This is a genomic window from Bradyrhizobium sp. 215_C5_N1_1, from assembly GCF_052075935.1.
Taxonomy (GTDB): Bacteria; Pseudomonadota; Alphaproteobacteria; order Rhizobiales; family Xanthobacteraceae; genus Bradyrhizobium; species Bradyrhizobium barranii.
The window spans coordinates 1496510-1511862 of record NZ_CP197228.1 but is presented as its reverse complement, the minus strand read 5'-3'; the positions used below and the strand labels follow the sequence as shown (position 1 = coordinate 1511862).

The following is a 15353-nucleotide window of genomic DNA, read 5'->3' as shown; positions in this document are numbered from 1 at the left end:
CAGCTCGCCGCATCCGAATCCGCTTGACTCGAAAAGAACAAAATAGGAACATTTGGGCATCCCACCGCCCCAGGAAACGCCCAGGAAACCCCCGAGGACAACGCAGATGTCGGCAACCGCCCTTCTCGACAACAGCCATTATGAACAGGCCTGCGACCAGGCGATCGCGATGTGCGACGGCAATCTGCGCAGCACCATCAAGGCGCTGATCATGGCCAACGAATATCTGGAAGCAGAGCTGGAAGAATTACAGGCGGCGATTTCAGCCGGCTGCATTCCCGAGACCGCACGCAGCAAGGTGCGGAGCAACAGCAGCGCCGCCTGAGTTCAACATCGGAGCAACGCCATGTCGGATGTGACCTACTACGTTGCAATGCCCTTCCTGATCGATGCCGACGGATCGCCTGTCGCGGGCGCCGCGGAGGAATGCCAGAGCTCGGCGGCCGCGTTGCGGCGCGCCGAGATCCTGGCGCACGGTGCCGGCCATATCGGCGCGGTTGCGTTCAGCCGCAGCGGCGATCCCATGACCGGCGAATTCGGCGACGCCACGCTGCTGCGCAAATTCGGCAACGTGCCGGAAGATCTGGCCACGCTGTAAGGGTTGTTGCTTGAGCATGATCTCCGCGCAACGCGGTCCGCATTTGTCGCGAAGATCGTGCCCTAGTTGCTGACCAGCCTGATCAGCGGCTCGTGCCGCCGGTGCGCCTTGCGCACATACATGGCGGCATCAGCCTCCTCCAGCGCGCGGCCTGCATCGGACTGCGCCCCCAGCAGCGCGACACCTGCGGAGGCGCCCGCGGTCACGCGCTGACCGCGAAAGGCAAACGACAATTCGTCGATCGCCTGCTCGAAGGTCGCGGCCTTCGCCTTGGCGTCGGTCTCGCTGAGATTCCAGAGCAGCAGCGCGAACTCGTCGCCGCCAAGCCGGCCGACCACGTCCGAGGCGCGGACCTGCCGCGTCAGGGTGGCCGCAATCGCCTTGAGCACCTCGTCTCCGGCGGCATGGCCGAAGGAATCGTTGATCGGCTTCAGGCGATCGACGTCGAGGACGATCAGCGCGCCGCTGGCGCGGTAGCGCTTCATGTAGGCGATGGCGCGCGCGAGCTCGCGCTCGAAGCCGCGCCGGTTCGGAATCTCGAGCAGGAAATCGGTGTCGGCCGCAGCTTCCAGTTCCACAACCCGCCGCTCCGCCTCCTTGAGCTTGCTCCGCAAGCCGCGGATGGTCGCCCTGGTGTCGTCGGCGGCCGACGCTCCGCGCCGCGCCGGCTTGGCCGAGCGCTTCGCCAGCCGCCTGGGGGCGGCTTTGGAGCGGCTGGCGCTGGCTTTCCGGCCCTTTTTGGCCTTCGCAGCGCTTGCCCTTTTTGGTTTCTTCATGGGCATCCTGCTCAATGAAGGCTTGCGGGGATTCACCAAGACAGGATAGTGCATTCCCTTCTCCTTGCCACCGCCTTGCGAGCCACCGGCCGGAACCGTTAATCTGGCCTATCTTTCTGTTTTCCGAGCACAATTGACGTCATGACCGCGCCGATCGCCATCATCATGGGAAGCCAGTCGGACTGGGAGACGATGCGGCATGCCGCCGACACGCTCGCAGCGCTCGGCGTTGCCGCCGATACCCGCATCGTTTCGGCACACCGCACCCCCGACCGGCTGTTTGCATTCGCCAAGGGTGCCAAGGCGGCAGGCTACAAGGTCATCATCGCCGGCGCGGGTGGCGCTGCGCATCTGCCCGGCATGGCGGCGGCGCTGACGGAACTGCCCGTGTTCGGCGTTCCCGTCGAATCCAGGACGCTCAAGGGCATCGATTCGCTCTATTCGATCGTGCAGATGCCCGCGGGCATCCCGGTCGGCACCCTCGCCATCGGCAAGGCCGGCGCGATCAACGCGGCGCTGCTTGCAGCTTCAGTGCTCGCATTGTCCGACCCGGCCCTGTCCGACCGCCTCGCCGCCTGGCGCAAGGCACAGACCGAGGCGGTTGCGGAGCGCCCGGAGGACAAGGCGTGACTGACGCAAAGCAGGTGAAGCTGAAGCCCGGCGACACCATCGGAATCCTCGGCGGCGGACAATTGGGGCGGATGCTGGCCATGGCTGCGGCGCGACTCGGCCTGCGCTGCCAGGTATTCTCGCCCGATCCGGACTCGCCCGCCTTCGACGTCGTGCTGAACGCGACCTGCGCCGAATATGCCGACGTCGAAGCGCTCGAGCTGTTCGCCAACGACGTCGACGTCATCACCTACGAATTCGAGAACGTGCCGTCTGCCGCCGCGATGGTGCTGGACGCGCGCCGCCCGGTGCTGCCCAACCGCAAGATCCTCGAGACCACCCAGGACCGGCTCGCCGAGAAGGATTTCGTGACGAAGCTCGGCATCGGCACCGCAGCCTATGCCGACGTCACCTCGGTCTCCTCGCTGCGCGAGGCGATCGTCAGGATCGGCCTCCCTGCGGTGCTGAAAACCCGCCGCTTCGGCTACGACGGCAAGGGCCAGGCCATCATCCGCGAGGGCGACGACATCGCCAAGGTGTGGACCAGCCTCGCCACCAAATCGGCGATCCTCGAAGCCTTCATCCCGTACGAGCGCGAGATCTCCGTGATCGCCGCGCGCTCGGCGACGGGCCAGGTCGAGTGCTTCGACGTCACCGAGAACGAGCACCGCGACCACATTCTGAAGATATCCCGCGCCCCCGCACAGATTCCGGATGCGCTCGCGGAAGAAGCGCGCAGCATCGCCGGCAAGATCGCCGGCGCGCTCGATTATGTCGGCGTGCTCGCGGTGGAGATGTTCGTGCTCGCCAACGGCACCGGGCCGAAGGTGCTGGTCAACGAGATCGCCCCGCGCGTGCACAATTCCGGACACTGGACGCTCGACGGCGCCTCGGTCTCGCAGTTCGAGCAGCACATCCGCGCCATTGCCGGCTGGCCGCTCGGCAAGGCCGTGCGCCACGGCGAAATCGTCACCATGACCAATCTGATCGGCGACGAGATCAACGATTACGAGAAGTGGCTGAGCGTGCCGGGCGCGACCGTGCACATCTACGGCAAGGGCGCACCGCGCCCCGGCCGCAAGATGGGCCACGTCACCGAAGTCAGGCCGACGAAGGGCAAGTAGCGGGACCGCGGCGCATGCCGCAATCCCGCCTTTCGATCAGGCCGTCTTCACGCCCGCGACGACGCCAGAGGGCTCCTCGCTGAGCCAGCGATAGAGCACCCCGCCCAGCGCGCCGCCGATCAGCGGCGCGACCCAGAACAGCCAGAGCTGCGCCAGTGCCCAGCCGCCGACGAACAGTGCGGGCCCCGTGCTGCGCGCCGGGTTCACCGACGTATTGGTGACGGGGATGCTGACGAGATGGATCATCACCAGCGCGAGCCCGATCGCGAGCGGGGCGAAGCCTGCGGGCGCGCGGCCATGGGTGGCGCCCATGATGACGAACAGGAACATCATGGTCATCACCACCTCGGTGACGAAGCAGGCGATCAGGCTGTACTGGCCGGGCGAATGCGCGTCGTAGCCGTTCGACGCAAAACCCTTGCTGACGTCGAATCCGGGAGCACCGCTGGCGATTATGTAAAGCAGCTGGGCGGCAACGATCGCGCCGCAGACCTGTGCGATCACGTAAGGCAGGATCTGTCCCGCCGGGAAGCGTCCTCCGGCGGCAAGCCCGACGGTGACGGCCGGGTTGAGGTGGCAGCCCGAGATGTGCCCGATCGCATAGGCCATGGTGACGACGCTTAAGCCGAACGCAAGGGACACGCCGACCAGGCCGATTCCGACCTGCGGAAAGCCGGCGGCGATCACCGCGCTGCCGCAGCCTGCGAATGTGAGCCAGAATGTGCCGATCGCCTCGGCAGCGTATTTCTTCATATCCATGTGACGTCTCCCCTAATTCCAGGAATTTCCGGAGCAAAGCTCCGGGAACTGCCCCACCCTTGGCGCCGAATCACCCAAATCGGGGCCGCACGGAGGTATTTTCGCCTTATTTAATGGCTGAACTTGGCCCGAAAACCTGCTTGGCAGGTGGACATCGCGGGTTTTGTCTGATACATCCGCGCCCTCAAGGTTAAGGGCTTGTGCGTTTCGCCATCCCCTTTGACTTACCAGAATTCAAATCCGATCCACTGAAGAGGATGCCGCGTGCAGGTTCTCGTTCGCGATAACAATGTCGATCAAGCCCTCAAGGCGCTGAAGAAGAAGATGCAGCGCGAGGGAATTTTCCGCGAGATGAAGCTCCGCGGTCATTACGAGAAGCCCTCCGAGAAGAAGGCCCGTGAAAAGGCCGAGGCCGTGCGCCGCGCGCGCAAGCTGGCTCGCAAGAAGCTGCAGCGCGAAGGCCTGCTGCCGATGAAGCCGAAGCCGGTGTTCGGCGCCGGTCCCGGCGGTGATCGTGGCGGCCGCAGCGGCCCGGGTGCAGGTGCAGGTCCGCGCGGACCGCGCTGATTCCGCCTGACTTGCAAGACTTCAGTTTTCCAAGACTTCAGTTTTCGATGACGCGGGCCCTTGGCCCGCGTTATTGTTTTGTGAGCGGTGCCTTCTCTGGGACGGGGGCACTACCGATGCGGCACCAGCGCGAGCGAACCGTAGATGGCCTCCCCTTTCCCCGAACGCCGCTTGGCGCGGCTACGCCAGATCTGGCGACAGCCGTTCGCGCTCGGCTTGATGGGGATCGTGCTGTGCGGCTGCTCCTTCGACCTCGGCTCCATGATGCCCGAGAAGGAGAAGCCGCAGGAGGCGCCCAAGGCGGCTGCGACGGCCGCCGACAGCGCGGTCAGCGCCGGCAATGTCAGCGAGGCCCAGGCTCACACCGCAAAAGGCCAGACCCTGGCAAAGGCGGGGGAGACGGCTGGCGCGCTGGACGAGTTCAACCGGGCCGTCGCACTCGATCCCTACAACGCACAGGCACTTTATGGTCGCGCCCTGATCTATCAGGGCAACAACGAGCATAATTTCGCCATCGCCGATTTCAGCGCCGCCAACGGGCTCAATCCGCAAAAGGTCGAGCCGTTGCTCGGCCGCGCCATCAGCTATCTCGCCATCGGCAAGGTCAAGGAAGCGGCGGCCGATCTCGATGAGGCCTCCGAGGTCGATCCGCACAACGCGCAGGTGTGGACCACGCGCGGACAGGCCTATGAGCGGCTGGGTGACAAGGCCAAGGCGGCCACATCCTACAACAAGGCGGTCGCGCTACGTCCACGCGACGATACCGCCCGCAGCGGTCTCGCCCGCGTCGGCGGCTGACAGCGCGGCTAGAGCTGCTCGTTTTGACGCGTTTTCTTCACGCGAAGCGATGTCCACGTCGCTCGAAGACGCTCCCAGCCACCGCCTTAATCGGGGGTGGCGCTCTTCGGCAGGACGGAGTGGAACATCGACTTCATGCCCGACAGCATCTCGTCGGCGACATTGGTCTTCTTCGGCCGCGGCATGGTCGCGCCGGCATCGGCACGCAGGTCGAGTGGCGGCGCGATCACCGGCACCGGAATGTCGGCCGGCGGCGTCATCCGGTTCGGATCGTCGTTGCCGATCGAGGCGGTGTAGGGCGGATTGACCGGCGACGCGCCGCCATTGCCATAGGCTTCGGACGAAGGCGTCGACACCGTGATCGGCGGCGGCAGCGGACGGAGCGCGGACGGCTCAGCAGGAATGACGCGCGGGGCTTCCGGGGTGCGGGAGGCTTCCCGAACCGCAGGCTCCAGCGATCTCTCGACCGACTTGGTTTCAGCCGGCCGGGCTTCGGAAGGCTTGCTCTCGGAAGACTTGGTTTCGGAAGATCTGGCCTCGGCGGCCTTGCCCTCAGGCGACTTGCGCAGGCGCTCGATCGCGGCGCGCGCGAGATCGTTGGCGTCGGGCGTCGCAGCCGGGGACGCCGGTGCCGAATTGGCCTCGACCACCGGGGTGGTGGCGGGAGCCGTGACAGCCGGAGCGGACTTGGCGGCCGCCTTCTCACGCGCCGGGTTGCGGCCGCGCGGGCCGGCCTCGGCGGGAGCAACGTCCGCGGCCTTGGTCTCGGCCGGGTGTTCGCCGGATTTGTCGGCCGGCTTCTCGGCCGCCGCCTTGTCGGTCACGCTCTTCTCGGAGACGCCTTTGGCCTTGACGCCGGGCGCCGGGAGGTTGGCCACATCGGAGGGCTTGCCGCTCTTGCCGGCATCGGCAGGCGCCACCACGGCCGCGGGGGCATCGGCCGCCGGCTTGGCGTTGATGTAGTGGTTAACGATGTACGCCCCGATGATCGTCGCGAGCACCGAGGGGAGAATATCCATCGAGATTTTAGCGAGGTATTTCAGCATTTCTCGGCCACTCCCCGCGCGATCAGATGCGGGAACTTTGGGGCATTGTAAGGGATCAACTGCGACGGATCGATGGCAAAGGGTTCGCCCGCCTTACGGCTTCAGCTCGATCTCAAGGAACACGATCTCGGTTGAGGTTTCGTTAAGTACGTCGTGTTGGACGCCGGCCTTGCGAAAGTAAGATTTTCCGGCCGCGAGCTGCGCCTTGGAACGCTCGCCGCCGGGCGCCACGATGGTCATCTCGCCGGCGACGACGGGAACAATGACATAGTCCATGCCGTGGGTGTGATGCCCGGTCGCGCTGCCCGGGGCGAGCCGCCACTCGGTCACCCGGACCTGCTCGTTGTCGACCTGAACCTCGGATTTGGCGGCAAGCATCGGGAATTTCCTTCTACGGCACGAAAACCATGAACACGTAGACGGCAAATACCACCATATGGACCAGCCCGAACAGGACATTGGTCCTGCCGGTGCCGAAGGTCAGCATGCTCAACAAGAATGTCAGGAACAGGAGTGCGGTGTTCGCCGGGTTCAGGCCCAGCACGAGCGGCTGGTCGAGCAGGTAGGTGGCGATCCCGACCGCCGGAATGGTCAGGCCGATGGTTGCGAGCGAGGACCCGAGCGCCAGGTTGATGCTCTTCTGGAGGTCGTTCTTGCGCGCCGCCGCAATCGCCGAGACACCCTCCGGCATCAGGATCAGGAGGGCGACGAGGAGGCCCGCGAACGCCGGCGGGGCGCCGATCTGAACGGCGACCGCGTCCACCACCAGCGAGAACTTCTTGGCGAGGAGGACGACCGCCAGCAGCGAGATCAGCAGCAGCACGATGCTGAGCACCAGCATTCTGCCCGACAAATGCGCCTCCCCGCCCTCGCCGTCCGCCCTCTCGTGGACGAAGTAGTCCTTGTGCAGGACGGTCTGGGTGTAGAGGAACACGCCGTAGAGCACGATCGTTGCGAGATCGACGAAGCCGAGCTGGAGCGTCGAATAGATCGGGCCCGGCGTCGTCAGCGTGTAGTTGGGCATGATCAGGGTGATGGTTGCCATCGCAATCAGCACGCTGAGATAGACGTTGGCGCCCGAAACCTGAAAGCCCTGCTCGCGATAGCGCATGCCGCCGATGAAGACGCAGAGGCCGACGAGGCCGTTGCAGACGATCATCACGACGGCGAACACGGTATCGCGGGCGAGCTCCGGAGCCGGCTTGTCGCCCAGCATGATCGTGGTGATCAGCGCGACCTCGATGATGGTCACCGCCAGCGTGAGCAGCAGCGTGCCGTAGGGCTCGCCGATGCGCTCCGCGATCACCTCGGAATGATGAACGGCCGCGAACACGGTGCCGAACAGGATCACCAGCAGCACGATCGCGAACAGGGCTCCGCCCGCCGTTAGCGTAAAGCTGTAGCCGGTCGCGGTCACGATCAGGAACAGCAGCACCGCAAGAGCGGGGAAGATCCAGGACGACCGCGGCATCGGTCCGTGTGCGCTCATGCTGGCGATTCCTTCAAATGGGAGACCGATTATGCGCGAGAAGATCGCGTCCGTCAGCCCTCAGGACCCATTGATGAAGTTTCGCGCGATCTCGATGGCGCCAAAGCTGCCGAGATCGTCGTGCCCGCCGCCGGGAATGCGGACGAACTGCTTCGGCTCGCGGGCCAGCGCAAACAATTTCTCGCCGAATGCGATCGGGATGGTCTGGTCCTGCGCGCCATGCATGATCAGGAGCGGCGCCGTGACGCGTGCGATGCGCTCATCCGAGTGGAAGGGGTCGCGGATCAGGAGGCGAACCGGAGCGAACCAGAAATGCGCGGCGGCGACGTCGGCGATCGACGTATAGGGCGCCTCGAGGATCAGCTTCCCAACCGGATGTTCGGAGGCGATGGCGACTGCAACGCCGGTCCCGAGCGAGAAGCCCCAGGCGACGAGGCGCCGGGCGTCATAACGCGCCGTCGCGAACGCGTACGCAGCCGCGCCATCGCGCAGCAGGCCATCTTCGCCCGGTGCGCCGCTGGAGCCCGCGTAACCGCGATAGGACAGCGCGACAAGACCGGTGCCGTCAGCCGTGATCGCCTTGAAGCGGCCGGCAAGGCCGGCGAGAGAATCGCCGTTGCCGTGGAAGAACAACACCACGGCACGGCCAGGCTTTGGCGGCACGTGCCAGACGATGACCTTCTCGCCGTCAGACGTCGTCAGGACATGCTCTTCGGCGTCTGGAAGTCCCGCGGCAGCGGGCGCCGTGCGCTCGGCCGTCGGTATCGGAAACAGCATGGCGCGCTGTTTGGCAAACAGCAGGACGAGACCGGCGAGGTAGCCGGCCGCAAGGATGGTGGCGGTCCATTTCAGGAATGTCATCGCGGCCCGCCATTCCGGAGTTCAGGACTTGCGGCGGCTCTTGAGCAGCTTGAGGACGTTCGGCCGGATGCCCAAGGGAATCTCGCGGCAGCCGCACGCCGCCGCATGGGCGACGTGCCATGCGACACGCTGCTCGCGTGTCGCCTTCGGTGGCATGCGATGGGACCGGTGCCACTCCTTGTTCAGGGCCACGGTCCGCTCGCCTTCCCGCGCTACATCGCCTTGACGATGTTCTCGGTGACCTTCTTGGCGTCGCCGAGCAGCATCATGGTGTTGTCGCGATAGAACAGCGGATTGTCGATACCGGCATAGCCCGAGGCGAGCGAGCGCTTGATGAACATCACGGTGCCGGCCTTCCAGACCTGGAGGACGGGCATGCCGTAGATCGGCGAGGTCTTGTCCTCTTCGGCCGCCGGGTTGGTGACGTCGTTGGCGCCGATCACGAAGGCGATGTCGGCCTGCGCGAATTCGGAATTGATGTCCTCAAGCTCGAACACCTCGTCGTAGGGGACGTTGGCCTCGGCGAGCAGCACGTTCATGTGGCCGGGCATGCGGCCCGCGACCGGATGAATGGCGTACTTCACCTCGACGCCTTCCTTCTTCAGGATGTCGCCCATTTCGCGCAGCGCGTGCTGGGCCTGCGCCACTGCCATGCCGTAGCCGGGCACGATGATGACCTTCTGCGCGTTCTTCATGATGAAGGCGGCGTCGTCGGCCGAACCGAGCTTGGCGGGCTTCTGCTCGCCGCCGCCAGCGCCGGCCGCGGCGGTCTCGCCGCCGAAGCCGCCGAGGATGACCGAGATGAAGGACCGGTTCATCGCGTGGCACATGATGTAGGACAGGATCGCACCCGACGAGCCGACCAGCGCGCCGGTGATGATCAGCGCGGAATTGCCCAGCGTGAAGCCGATGCCGGCCGCGGCCCAGCCGGAATAGGAGTTCAGCATCGAGATCACGACCGGCATGTCGGCGCCGCCGATCGGGATGATCATGAGCACGCCGAGCGCCAGCGCGATGATGACGATCAGCCAGAAGTCCAGCGCGCTGCCCGACATCACCAGCCCGACGATGAAGACGACGAGCAGAACTGCGAGCACGATATTGATGGCGTGGCGGAACGGCAGGATGATCGGCGCGCCGCTCATGCGCGCGGACAGCTTCAGGAACGCGATCACCGAGCCGGTGAAGGTCAGCGCGCCGATGGCGACGCCGAGCGACATCTCGACCAGGCTCTGCGGATGGATGTTGCCGGGGGTGCCGATGTCGAAGGCTTCCGGCGCGTAGAACGCACCGGCGGCGACCAGCACCGCGGCCATGCCGACCAGCGAGTGGAAGGCGGCGACCAGTTCCGGCATCGAGGTCATCGGCACGCGGCGGGCAATCACCGCACCGATCGCGGCACCGATGGCGATGCCGACGATGACGAGCACCCAGGCGAGGCCGTCTGCCGGCGGATGGTTGGCGAGCGTGGTGGCGACCGCGATCGCCATGCCGATCATGCCGAACAGATTGCCCTGGCGCGACGAAGCCGGGCTCGACAGCCCGCGTAGCGACAGGATGAACAGCACTCCCGCCACGAGATACAAAAATGCAGAGAGGTTGGCGCTCATCTCAGGTCCCCATTGATCCCATCAGCCCGAGGTGGCCGCTTACTTCGACTTCTTCTTGTACATCGCCAGCATGCGCTGGGTGACAAGGAAGCCGCCGAAGATGTTGATGCAGGCGAAGATCAGCGCGACGAAGCCGAAGGCGCGTGCCCAGCCCGAGCCGCTCGAGACATTGGCGACGCCGCCGGCGAGCAGCGCGCCGACCACGATCACCGAGGAGATCGCGTTGGTCACGCTCATCAGCGGCGTGTGCAGCGCCGGCGTCACCGACCACACCACGAAATAACCGACGAAGACGGCGAGGACGAAGATCGACAGCCGAAAGATGAAGGGGTCGACGACCTGTGCTGCATGCTCCATGGCGGCTCTCCTTAAACCTTCGGCTGGAAGTTCGGGTGGATCACCGCGCCGTCCTTGGTCAGGGCGGTGGCCTTGACGAGCTCGTCGTCCCAGTTCACGGCGAGCTTCTTCTCTGTCTTGTCGACCATGGTCTCGATGAAATTGAACAAATTGCGCGCGTAGAGGCTGGAGGCCGAGGCCGCGACGCGGCCGGCGACGTTGGTGTAGCCGACGATCTTGATGCCATCGACGTCGGCGACCTCGCCCGGCCTTGCGCCCTCGACATTGCCGCCGCGCTCGACGGCGAGATCGACCAGCACCGACCCCGGCTTCATCGACTTGACCATTTCAGCACTGATGAGCTTCGGCGCCGGCCGGCCCGGAATGAGCGCAGTGGTGATGACGATGTCCTGCTTCTTGATGTGCTCGGCGGTGAGCGCGGCCTGCTTGGCCTGGTACTCCTTGGACATTTCCTTGGCGTAGCCGCCGGCGGTCTGCGCGTTCTTGAACTCCTCGTCCTCGACGGCGAGGAACTTCGCACCGAGCGATTCCACCTGCTCTTTCGTCGCGGGCCGCACGTCGGTCGCGGTGACGATGGCGCCGAGACGGCGCGCGGTCGCGATCGCCTGGAGGCCGGCAACGCCGACGCCCATCACGAACACCTTTGCGGCGGGCACGGTGCCGGCGGCGGTCATCATCATCGGGAAGGCGCGGCCGAAGGCCTCGGCCCCCTCGATCACGGCGCGGTAGCCGGCAAGGTTCGCCTGCGACGACAGCACGTCCATCACCTGCGCACGGGTGATGCGCGGCATCAGTTCCATCGCGAAGGCGGAGACGCCGGAATCGGCGATCGTCTTCAGCGCGGCCTCGTTGCCGTAGGGGTCCATGATGGCGATGACGAGCGCACCGCGCTTGTACTGTGCGAGCTCGGAGGCTTCGGGACGCTTCACCTTGATGATGATGTCGGCGTCCTTCAGCGCATCGGCGCTGACGGTGGCGCCCACGGCGGTGAATTCGGAATCCGGCAGGCCCGATTTGAGGCCGGCGCCCGGCTCGACGGCGATCTCGGCGCCCAACGCCTTGAACTTCTTCACCGTATCAGGCGAAGCGGCAACACGCGGCTCCGACGGATCGATTTCCTTGGCAACGGCGATCTTCATAGGCCCTCCGGCGACGCGGGACAGCGCGCGCGCAAACTTAAGCGTTACTCCCGCAGCGTTCGATACCGGTTTTGAGACCGGCTTGGATGCAAGTTTTGTAGGCGGCAGCTGCTGCTGACGTGTGCAGCTGCCGATAGGTCAGGTCAGGAAGATCGCCATCAGGATCACGATGAGCGCGACCGAGGCCGTGCCGTACTTCACCAGCTTGATGAAGCCCTCATAGGTCTGCTCGTGGGCAACGTAGTCGTTGCCGTCGGCGGTGGTGTACGCCACTTCGCTATGGTCAGCCATGTATTGTCCCCAGTCGAAAGTCGAATTCTTGGGCTGGGATACCGCAAACCTTCGGGCAGGGCAACGGCACCGATGGCCGGTTTTCGGGCAAATCAGGTGATTTGGAATTCCGATTGCCGGGAATCCGGCTGTCGCGCTGCTCAGCCCTGATCGATCATCGTGGCGGTGACGCTCGCAGTTTGCCGCCGAGGTACCGGAAGACCGAGCGCCTCGCGGACCGCGTCGATCGCCGGCTCGCCCGCTTCAGTGAATCGGGCCATATGCGGATCGACGCCGGCCCCGACCGCGACCGGATTGTCCCCGGACAGGAAACCGTGCGCCATGTGGAAGCCCAGCGCGCGGTAGACCTCGAACTGCTCCTCCGAGAAGAACTGGTCACCCGTGGTCTCGTGCGGGAAGCGGTCGTTTCGCCGCGCGTAGTCCCGGATGTAGTCGTTCTCGTCGCCATTGAGCGACGATTTGACGTAAACGAGATAACCCTGCTCGTCGCCTCCATAGTCGATGGTGCCGATCGCGACGTGGACGTGGTCTCGGGCAATGTCGTCGCGCTCGTCGGCCGCGCCGGGATCACCCGCCTTGTCGGCATTGCGCGCCATCAGCGCACGCGTGCGCTCGCGAATCGGCGTCCATGGCAGGTCGATGCGGACGCCGAGATCGATGCGGGCGTAACGCTGCAACGTCATCAGGGAACCGAAATTCATCGGCGCATCGGCTTCCGCATCGACCGCGATGATCACCTTGCAGCGGCGGCGCAACAGCTCGTAGACGCCGAGATTCTCGATATGACCGCCGTCCGTCAGATAGACGCTGTCGCTGTTCTCGTACAGGCGCCCCGAGATCTCCGACCAGAAATAGATCGGCGTGGAGCGGCGCTGCGGCCGGACACGCTCATCGACGTAACGCGGGTTCTTCAGCCAATAGCCGAGCCGGACGTTGAGGAGCGCAAGCGTGGGCGTCAGCGCCTTGATCGAGCTCGAACCCATGTTCGAGGAGGCCGCGGCTCCGGAAATCGCCATTGCGGTGGCGAGATCGAGACTTTGCTCGTCGTCCTGCACCAGAGCGGTGGGCGCATAGCCCGTCGCCTCGCTGCCGACGTTCAGGGCGGAGAACACGAAGAAGTCCGCGTTGCGTCCGCGCCGGTTGGCAAAGTCGGAGCCTTGAATATTCAGCGCCGTATTGATGAGCTGATAGGGCGCGTGCAGCTTCGGCTTAGCCGGCTGCCCTGGAGTCCGGGCCGTCGCGGCCGGAGCCGCGTAGAGATCCGTCAGCTTCATGCGGTCGAGCGCCTTGAAATCGCGCCCCTGGTCGAGACTGGCTTCGACGGGCGCGACGCGCCCGTCGGCCGAACGCGTCGGATCGAACAGGAAGGCCTTGCTCAGGCGATCGCGATAGAGCCGGTGCAACGAGTTCGCATTCGGCGTCAGGCAGAACGAGATGGCGAACAGCAGCACGCCGGCGAACGTGTAGAGGATCACCATGTGCAGACTGTAGGAGTAGGCGAGCTCCGAAGCGTTCCCTTGGAACAGGCTGGGAAAACGCACCTGAACCACCTGCCCCGCTTTCTGAGCCAGAAACAGGAGCCAGGCGGGCGTGTGCCAGGTCGGCGTCAACTGCTCGGCATCTGCCACGACCTGCGGTGCGGCTTTCGGCGTGATTTCCGCCGACAAGGTCCCCTTGCTGACATCGAACTGAATCCTGCCTGCGAGGCTTCCGGACGGCGCGTTCGATTTGGCATTGACCAGGCACTCTCGCTGGGAGGTTGCGCCCATGACGGACGGACACCTCTCGAACAGGTCGTTGGCGATGCCCCAATAGGACAGATAGAGGTATGCGACCCAGATGACGAGCGGAAGCGCAAGACCCGCGATCCATAGCGCGACCTTGGCGACGACCGCGAGCACAAGCGAACCCCATTGCGAGGATGCGCTGTTGCCCTTCAGCAATTCCACGAATTGCTGCCTGAACGCGGTGACGAAGACGCCGATTGGCGCAGCCACCGCCGCGAGCGACTTGATCCAGGTGATCGCAACCGCAGCAGCCGGTCCACCGATTGCGCTGCTCTCGGCGACATCGAACATCTGCTCCAGCATGAAGGGTTGAAACTCGAAGAAGGCGATCACCGCCAGCAGCACCAGGAAGGTCGCGCCCATGCTCGGCCAGTGCGAACGGAACTCCTGCCGCTTGCCGGGGCTCGCGAGCGACTGCTTGAGCGCCCATCCGAAGAACAGGACGCCGCCGATGATTGCGATCGACAGGCTCAGCGCAAAATGCTGGACCTTGAGAAACCTCGCGAAGTCGCACGCGACGCCCAGCAACAGCGCGATCCCGCCAATATAGGCGAACACGACACTGGGACCGCTGCCGCGGACCGAGCGGGAGGTGAAATAGGCGAGCCCGCTGCAAGCGAACATCACCAGCGCGACGACCAGGCCGAATGTGCTGAAACCGTAACGATCGATGTCGCTGAAATCATGCAGCTCGCACAACGACCTGTTGTTGAGACTGATGCCGAAGATGTTCGCATCCGTCAGGCAGCTCCGTAGCGGCGTCGACCAGATGGTGACGGCGGCAAGCAGCAGCACGATGGGTAACGTCAACCCGATATTGGCGACCAGTCCCCGCACGACGATCGCAACTCCGGTCAGAAGATCGCGGGCACCGGCGGGGATCAGATAGTTGGAATAGTTGCGCAGGTGTCCGACCGACGGCGTATCGCTGATCTCGGCGGACGTGACGGTTCCGCCGGCGGGTCTCTCGCCGAACACAAAGCGCCGTGCGGTTGTCATGGTGGCGCTGAGCGAGGTGCCGATATAGCCGCCGCCCGACACGGTGGAGAGATAGTCGATCCGGCCGATCAGGTTGTGGTGGTTCAGTGCCTGGAGCACGCCGAGGCAAACGGCCGACGAGCGAATGCCACCGCCGGACAACGCAAGCCCTGTGACGTCGAGCAACTGGCAGGGTTGCAGGCCATCGGCATCGAGGCGCCGTTCCGGCTCGCGGCGGGTGTTGATCGCCTCGATCTCATCGCAGACGATCTGATGGTGCTTCTCGCACCAGGGCGTTTCCTGATCGACGGCGGCAGCATTTCTCGCCATCGGAACCGGCGTGGCGGGCCCTTGATGGAGCATGGGTGCCTCCCCAGGGAGAAACCGATCAATCCACAATCAATAGTAGAAAATCATCTTTCGAGTATCTGTTGAGTTAGTCTTGCGGGCCGCGCGAACGTTCAATCGCACGTAGCAAATTGCCGGCCTCCGCCGCGAAGGTCGCCCGCGCGCATGGATGGAACTGGGGGCCACAAAAACTTGCGACACCCGCATTCCGTGCGC

Annotated in this window: 19 protein-coding genes; 7 read left to right on the top strand and 12 right to left on the bottom strand. The window is 64.9% G+C overall.

Annotated features, from left to right (window positions below; genetic code table 11):
* The first annotated feature begins 106 nt into the window (after window positions 1-106).
* Both AB7G19_RS07045 and AB7G19_RS07040 read left to right on the top strand, forming a co-directional pair.
* Entirely contained in the window at window positions 107-325 is a 219-nt protein-coding gene (locus AB7G19_RS07045) for a hypothetical protein (RefSeq protein ID WP_014492449.1), read from the top strand.
* A gap of 21 nt (window positions 326-346) precedes the next feature.
* Complete coding sequence (locus AB7G19_RS07040) at window positions 347-598, top strand: hypothetical protein (RefSeq protein WP_063981128.1); 252 nt, start codon at window positions 347-349, stop codon at window positions 596-598.
* A gap of 62 nt (window positions 599-660) precedes the next feature.
* Here the strand turns inward: AB7G19_RS07040 and AB7G19_RS07035 are convergent, their stop codons facing one another.
* Window positions 661-1287: a GGDEF domain-containing protein gene (locus AB7G19_RS07035; protein ID WP_354134106.1), complete on the bottom strand. Its 627-nt coding sequence runs from the start codon at window positions 1285-1287 to the stop codon at window positions 661-663.
* Here AB7G19_RS07035 and AB7G19_RS07030 point away from each other — a divergent pair.
* The 3 genes from AB7G19_RS07030 (at window position 1220) to AB7G19_RS07020 (ending at window position 3107) form a co-directional block, all read left to right on the top strand.
* Window positions 1220-1423 carry a hypothetical protein gene (locus tag AB7G19_RS07030; RefSeq protein ID WP_259261251.1) on the top strand — a complete coding sequence of 68 codons (204 nt, stop codon included), beginning with the start codon at window positions 1220-1222 and terminating at the stop codon, window positions 1421-1423. The two genes, AB7G19_RS07035 and AB7G19_RS07030, sit on opposite strands and share 68 nt — an antisense overlap.
* A 92-nt stretch (window positions 1424-1515) precedes the next feature.
* Window positions 1516-2004: a 5-(carboxyamino)imidazole ribonucleotide mutase gene (gene purE / locus AB7G19_RS07025; RefSeq protein WP_071909766.1), complete on the top strand. Its 489-nt coding sequence runs from the start codon at window positions 1516-1518 to the stop codon at window positions 2002-2004.
* The gene (locus AB7G19_RS07020; RefSeq protein ID WP_085400805.1) at window positions 2001-3107 is read left to right on the top strand and encodes a 5-(carboxyamino)imidazole ribonucleotide synthase; all 1107 of its coding nucleotides are present in this window, start codon (window positions 2001-2003) and stop codon (window positions 3105-3107) included. Before purE ends, AB7G19_RS07020 begins: the two co-directional genes overlap by 4 nt.
* Window positions 3108-3143: 36 nt before the next feature.
* On the opposite strand, the gene aqpZ is transcribed toward AB7G19_RS07020, so the two are convergent.
* On the bottom strand, window positions 3144-3866 hold the full coding sequence (aqpZ, locus tag AB7G19_RS07015) for an aquaporin Z (protein ID WP_071909765.1): 723 nt from the start codon (window positions 3864-3866) through the stop codon (window positions 3144-3146).
* A 264-nt stretch (window positions 3867-4130) separates the two neighbouring features.
* Between aqpZ and rpsU the strand changes: the two genes are divergently transcribed.
* On the top strand, window positions 4131-4433 hold the full coding sequence (rpsU, locus tag AB7G19_RS07010) for a 30S ribosomal protein S21 (protein ID WP_071909764.1): 303 nt from the start codon (window positions 4131-4133) through the stop codon (window positions 4431-4433).
* A 144-nt stretch (window positions 4434-4577) separates the two neighbouring features.
* The gene (locus AB7G19_RS07005) at window positions 4578-5231 is read left to right on the top strand and encodes a tetratricopeptide repeat protein (protein WP_085400807.1); all 654 of its coding nucleotides are present in this window, start codon (window positions 4578-4580) and stop codon (window positions 5229-5231) included.
* 86 nt (window positions 5232-5317) lie between these two features.
* Here the strand turns inward: AB7G19_RS07005 and AB7G19_RS07000 are convergent, their stop codons facing one another.
* From AB7G19_RS07000 to AB7G19_RS06955, 10 genes are all read right to left on the bottom strand, one after another.
* Window positions 5318-6277: a hypothetical protein gene (locus tag AB7G19_RS07000; RefSeq protein WP_085400808.1), complete on the bottom strand. Its 960-nt coding sequence runs from the start codon at window positions 6275-6277 to the stop codon at window positions 5318-5320.
* A 93-nt stretch (window positions 6278-6370) separates the two neighbouring features.
* Entirely contained in the window at window positions 6371-6655 is a 285-nt protein-coding gene (locus tag AB7G19_RS06995) for a cupin domain-containing protein (RefSeq protein ID WP_014492439.1), read from the bottom strand.
* Window positions 6656-6668: 13 nt separating this feature from the next.
* Window positions 6669-7766: a calcium:proton antiporter gene (locus tag AB7G19_RS06990; protein WP_063981119.1), complete on the bottom strand. Its 1098-nt coding sequence runs from the start codon at window positions 7764-7766 to the stop codon at window positions 6669-6671.
* A 60-nt stretch (window positions 7767-7826) separates the two neighbouring features.
* On the bottom strand, window positions 7827-8627 hold the full coding sequence (locus AB7G19_RS06985) for an alpha/beta hydrolase (RefSeq protein ID WP_085400810.1): 801 nt from the start codon (window positions 8625-8627) through the stop codon (window positions 7827-7829).
* A 21-nt stretch (window positions 8628-8648) separates the two neighbouring features.
* The gene (locus AB7G19_RS06980) at window positions 8649-8819 is read right to left on the bottom strand and encodes a hypothetical protein (protein ID WP_201266166.1); all 171 of its coding nucleotides are present in this window, start codon (window positions 8817-8819) and stop codon (window positions 8649-8651) included.
* A 20-nt stretch (window positions 8820-8839) separates the two neighbouring features.
* A complete protein-coding gene (locus tag AB7G19_RS06975) occupies window positions 8840-10237 on the bottom strand; it encodes an NAD(P)(+) transhydrogenase (Re/Si-specific) subunit beta (RefSeq protein WP_085400812.1) in 1398 nt (465 codons plus the stop codon).
* Between the two features lie 39 nt (window positions 10238-10276).
* Window positions 10277-10594 (bottom strand): proton-translocating transhydrogenase family protein, encoded by a 318-nt coding sequence (locus tag AB7G19_RS06970; RefSeq protein ID WP_014492434.1) that lies wholly within the window; start codon window positions 10592-10594, stop codon window positions 10277-10279.
* Between the two features lie 11 nt (window positions 10595-10605).
* Window positions 10606-11733 (bottom strand): Re/Si-specific NAD(P)(+) transhydrogenase subunit alpha, encoded by a 1128-nt coding sequence (locus tag AB7G19_RS06965; RefSeq protein ID WP_085400814.1) that lies wholly within the window; start codon window positions 11731-11733, stop codon window positions 10606-10608.
* A gap of 138 nt (window positions 11734-11871) precedes the next feature.
* Entirely contained in the window at window positions 11872-12024 is a 153-nt protein-coding gene (locus tag AB7G19_RS06960; protein WP_008136857.1) for an aa3-type cytochrome c oxidase subunit IV, read from the bottom strand.
* Between the two features lie 140 nt (window positions 12025-12164).
* Window positions 12165-15152: a cell division protein gene (locus AB7G19_RS06955; protein WP_441267744.1), complete on the bottom strand. Its 2988-nt coding sequence runs from the start codon at window positions 15150-15152 to the stop codon at window positions 12165-12167.
* Window positions 15153-15353 lie beyond the last annotated feature (201 nt).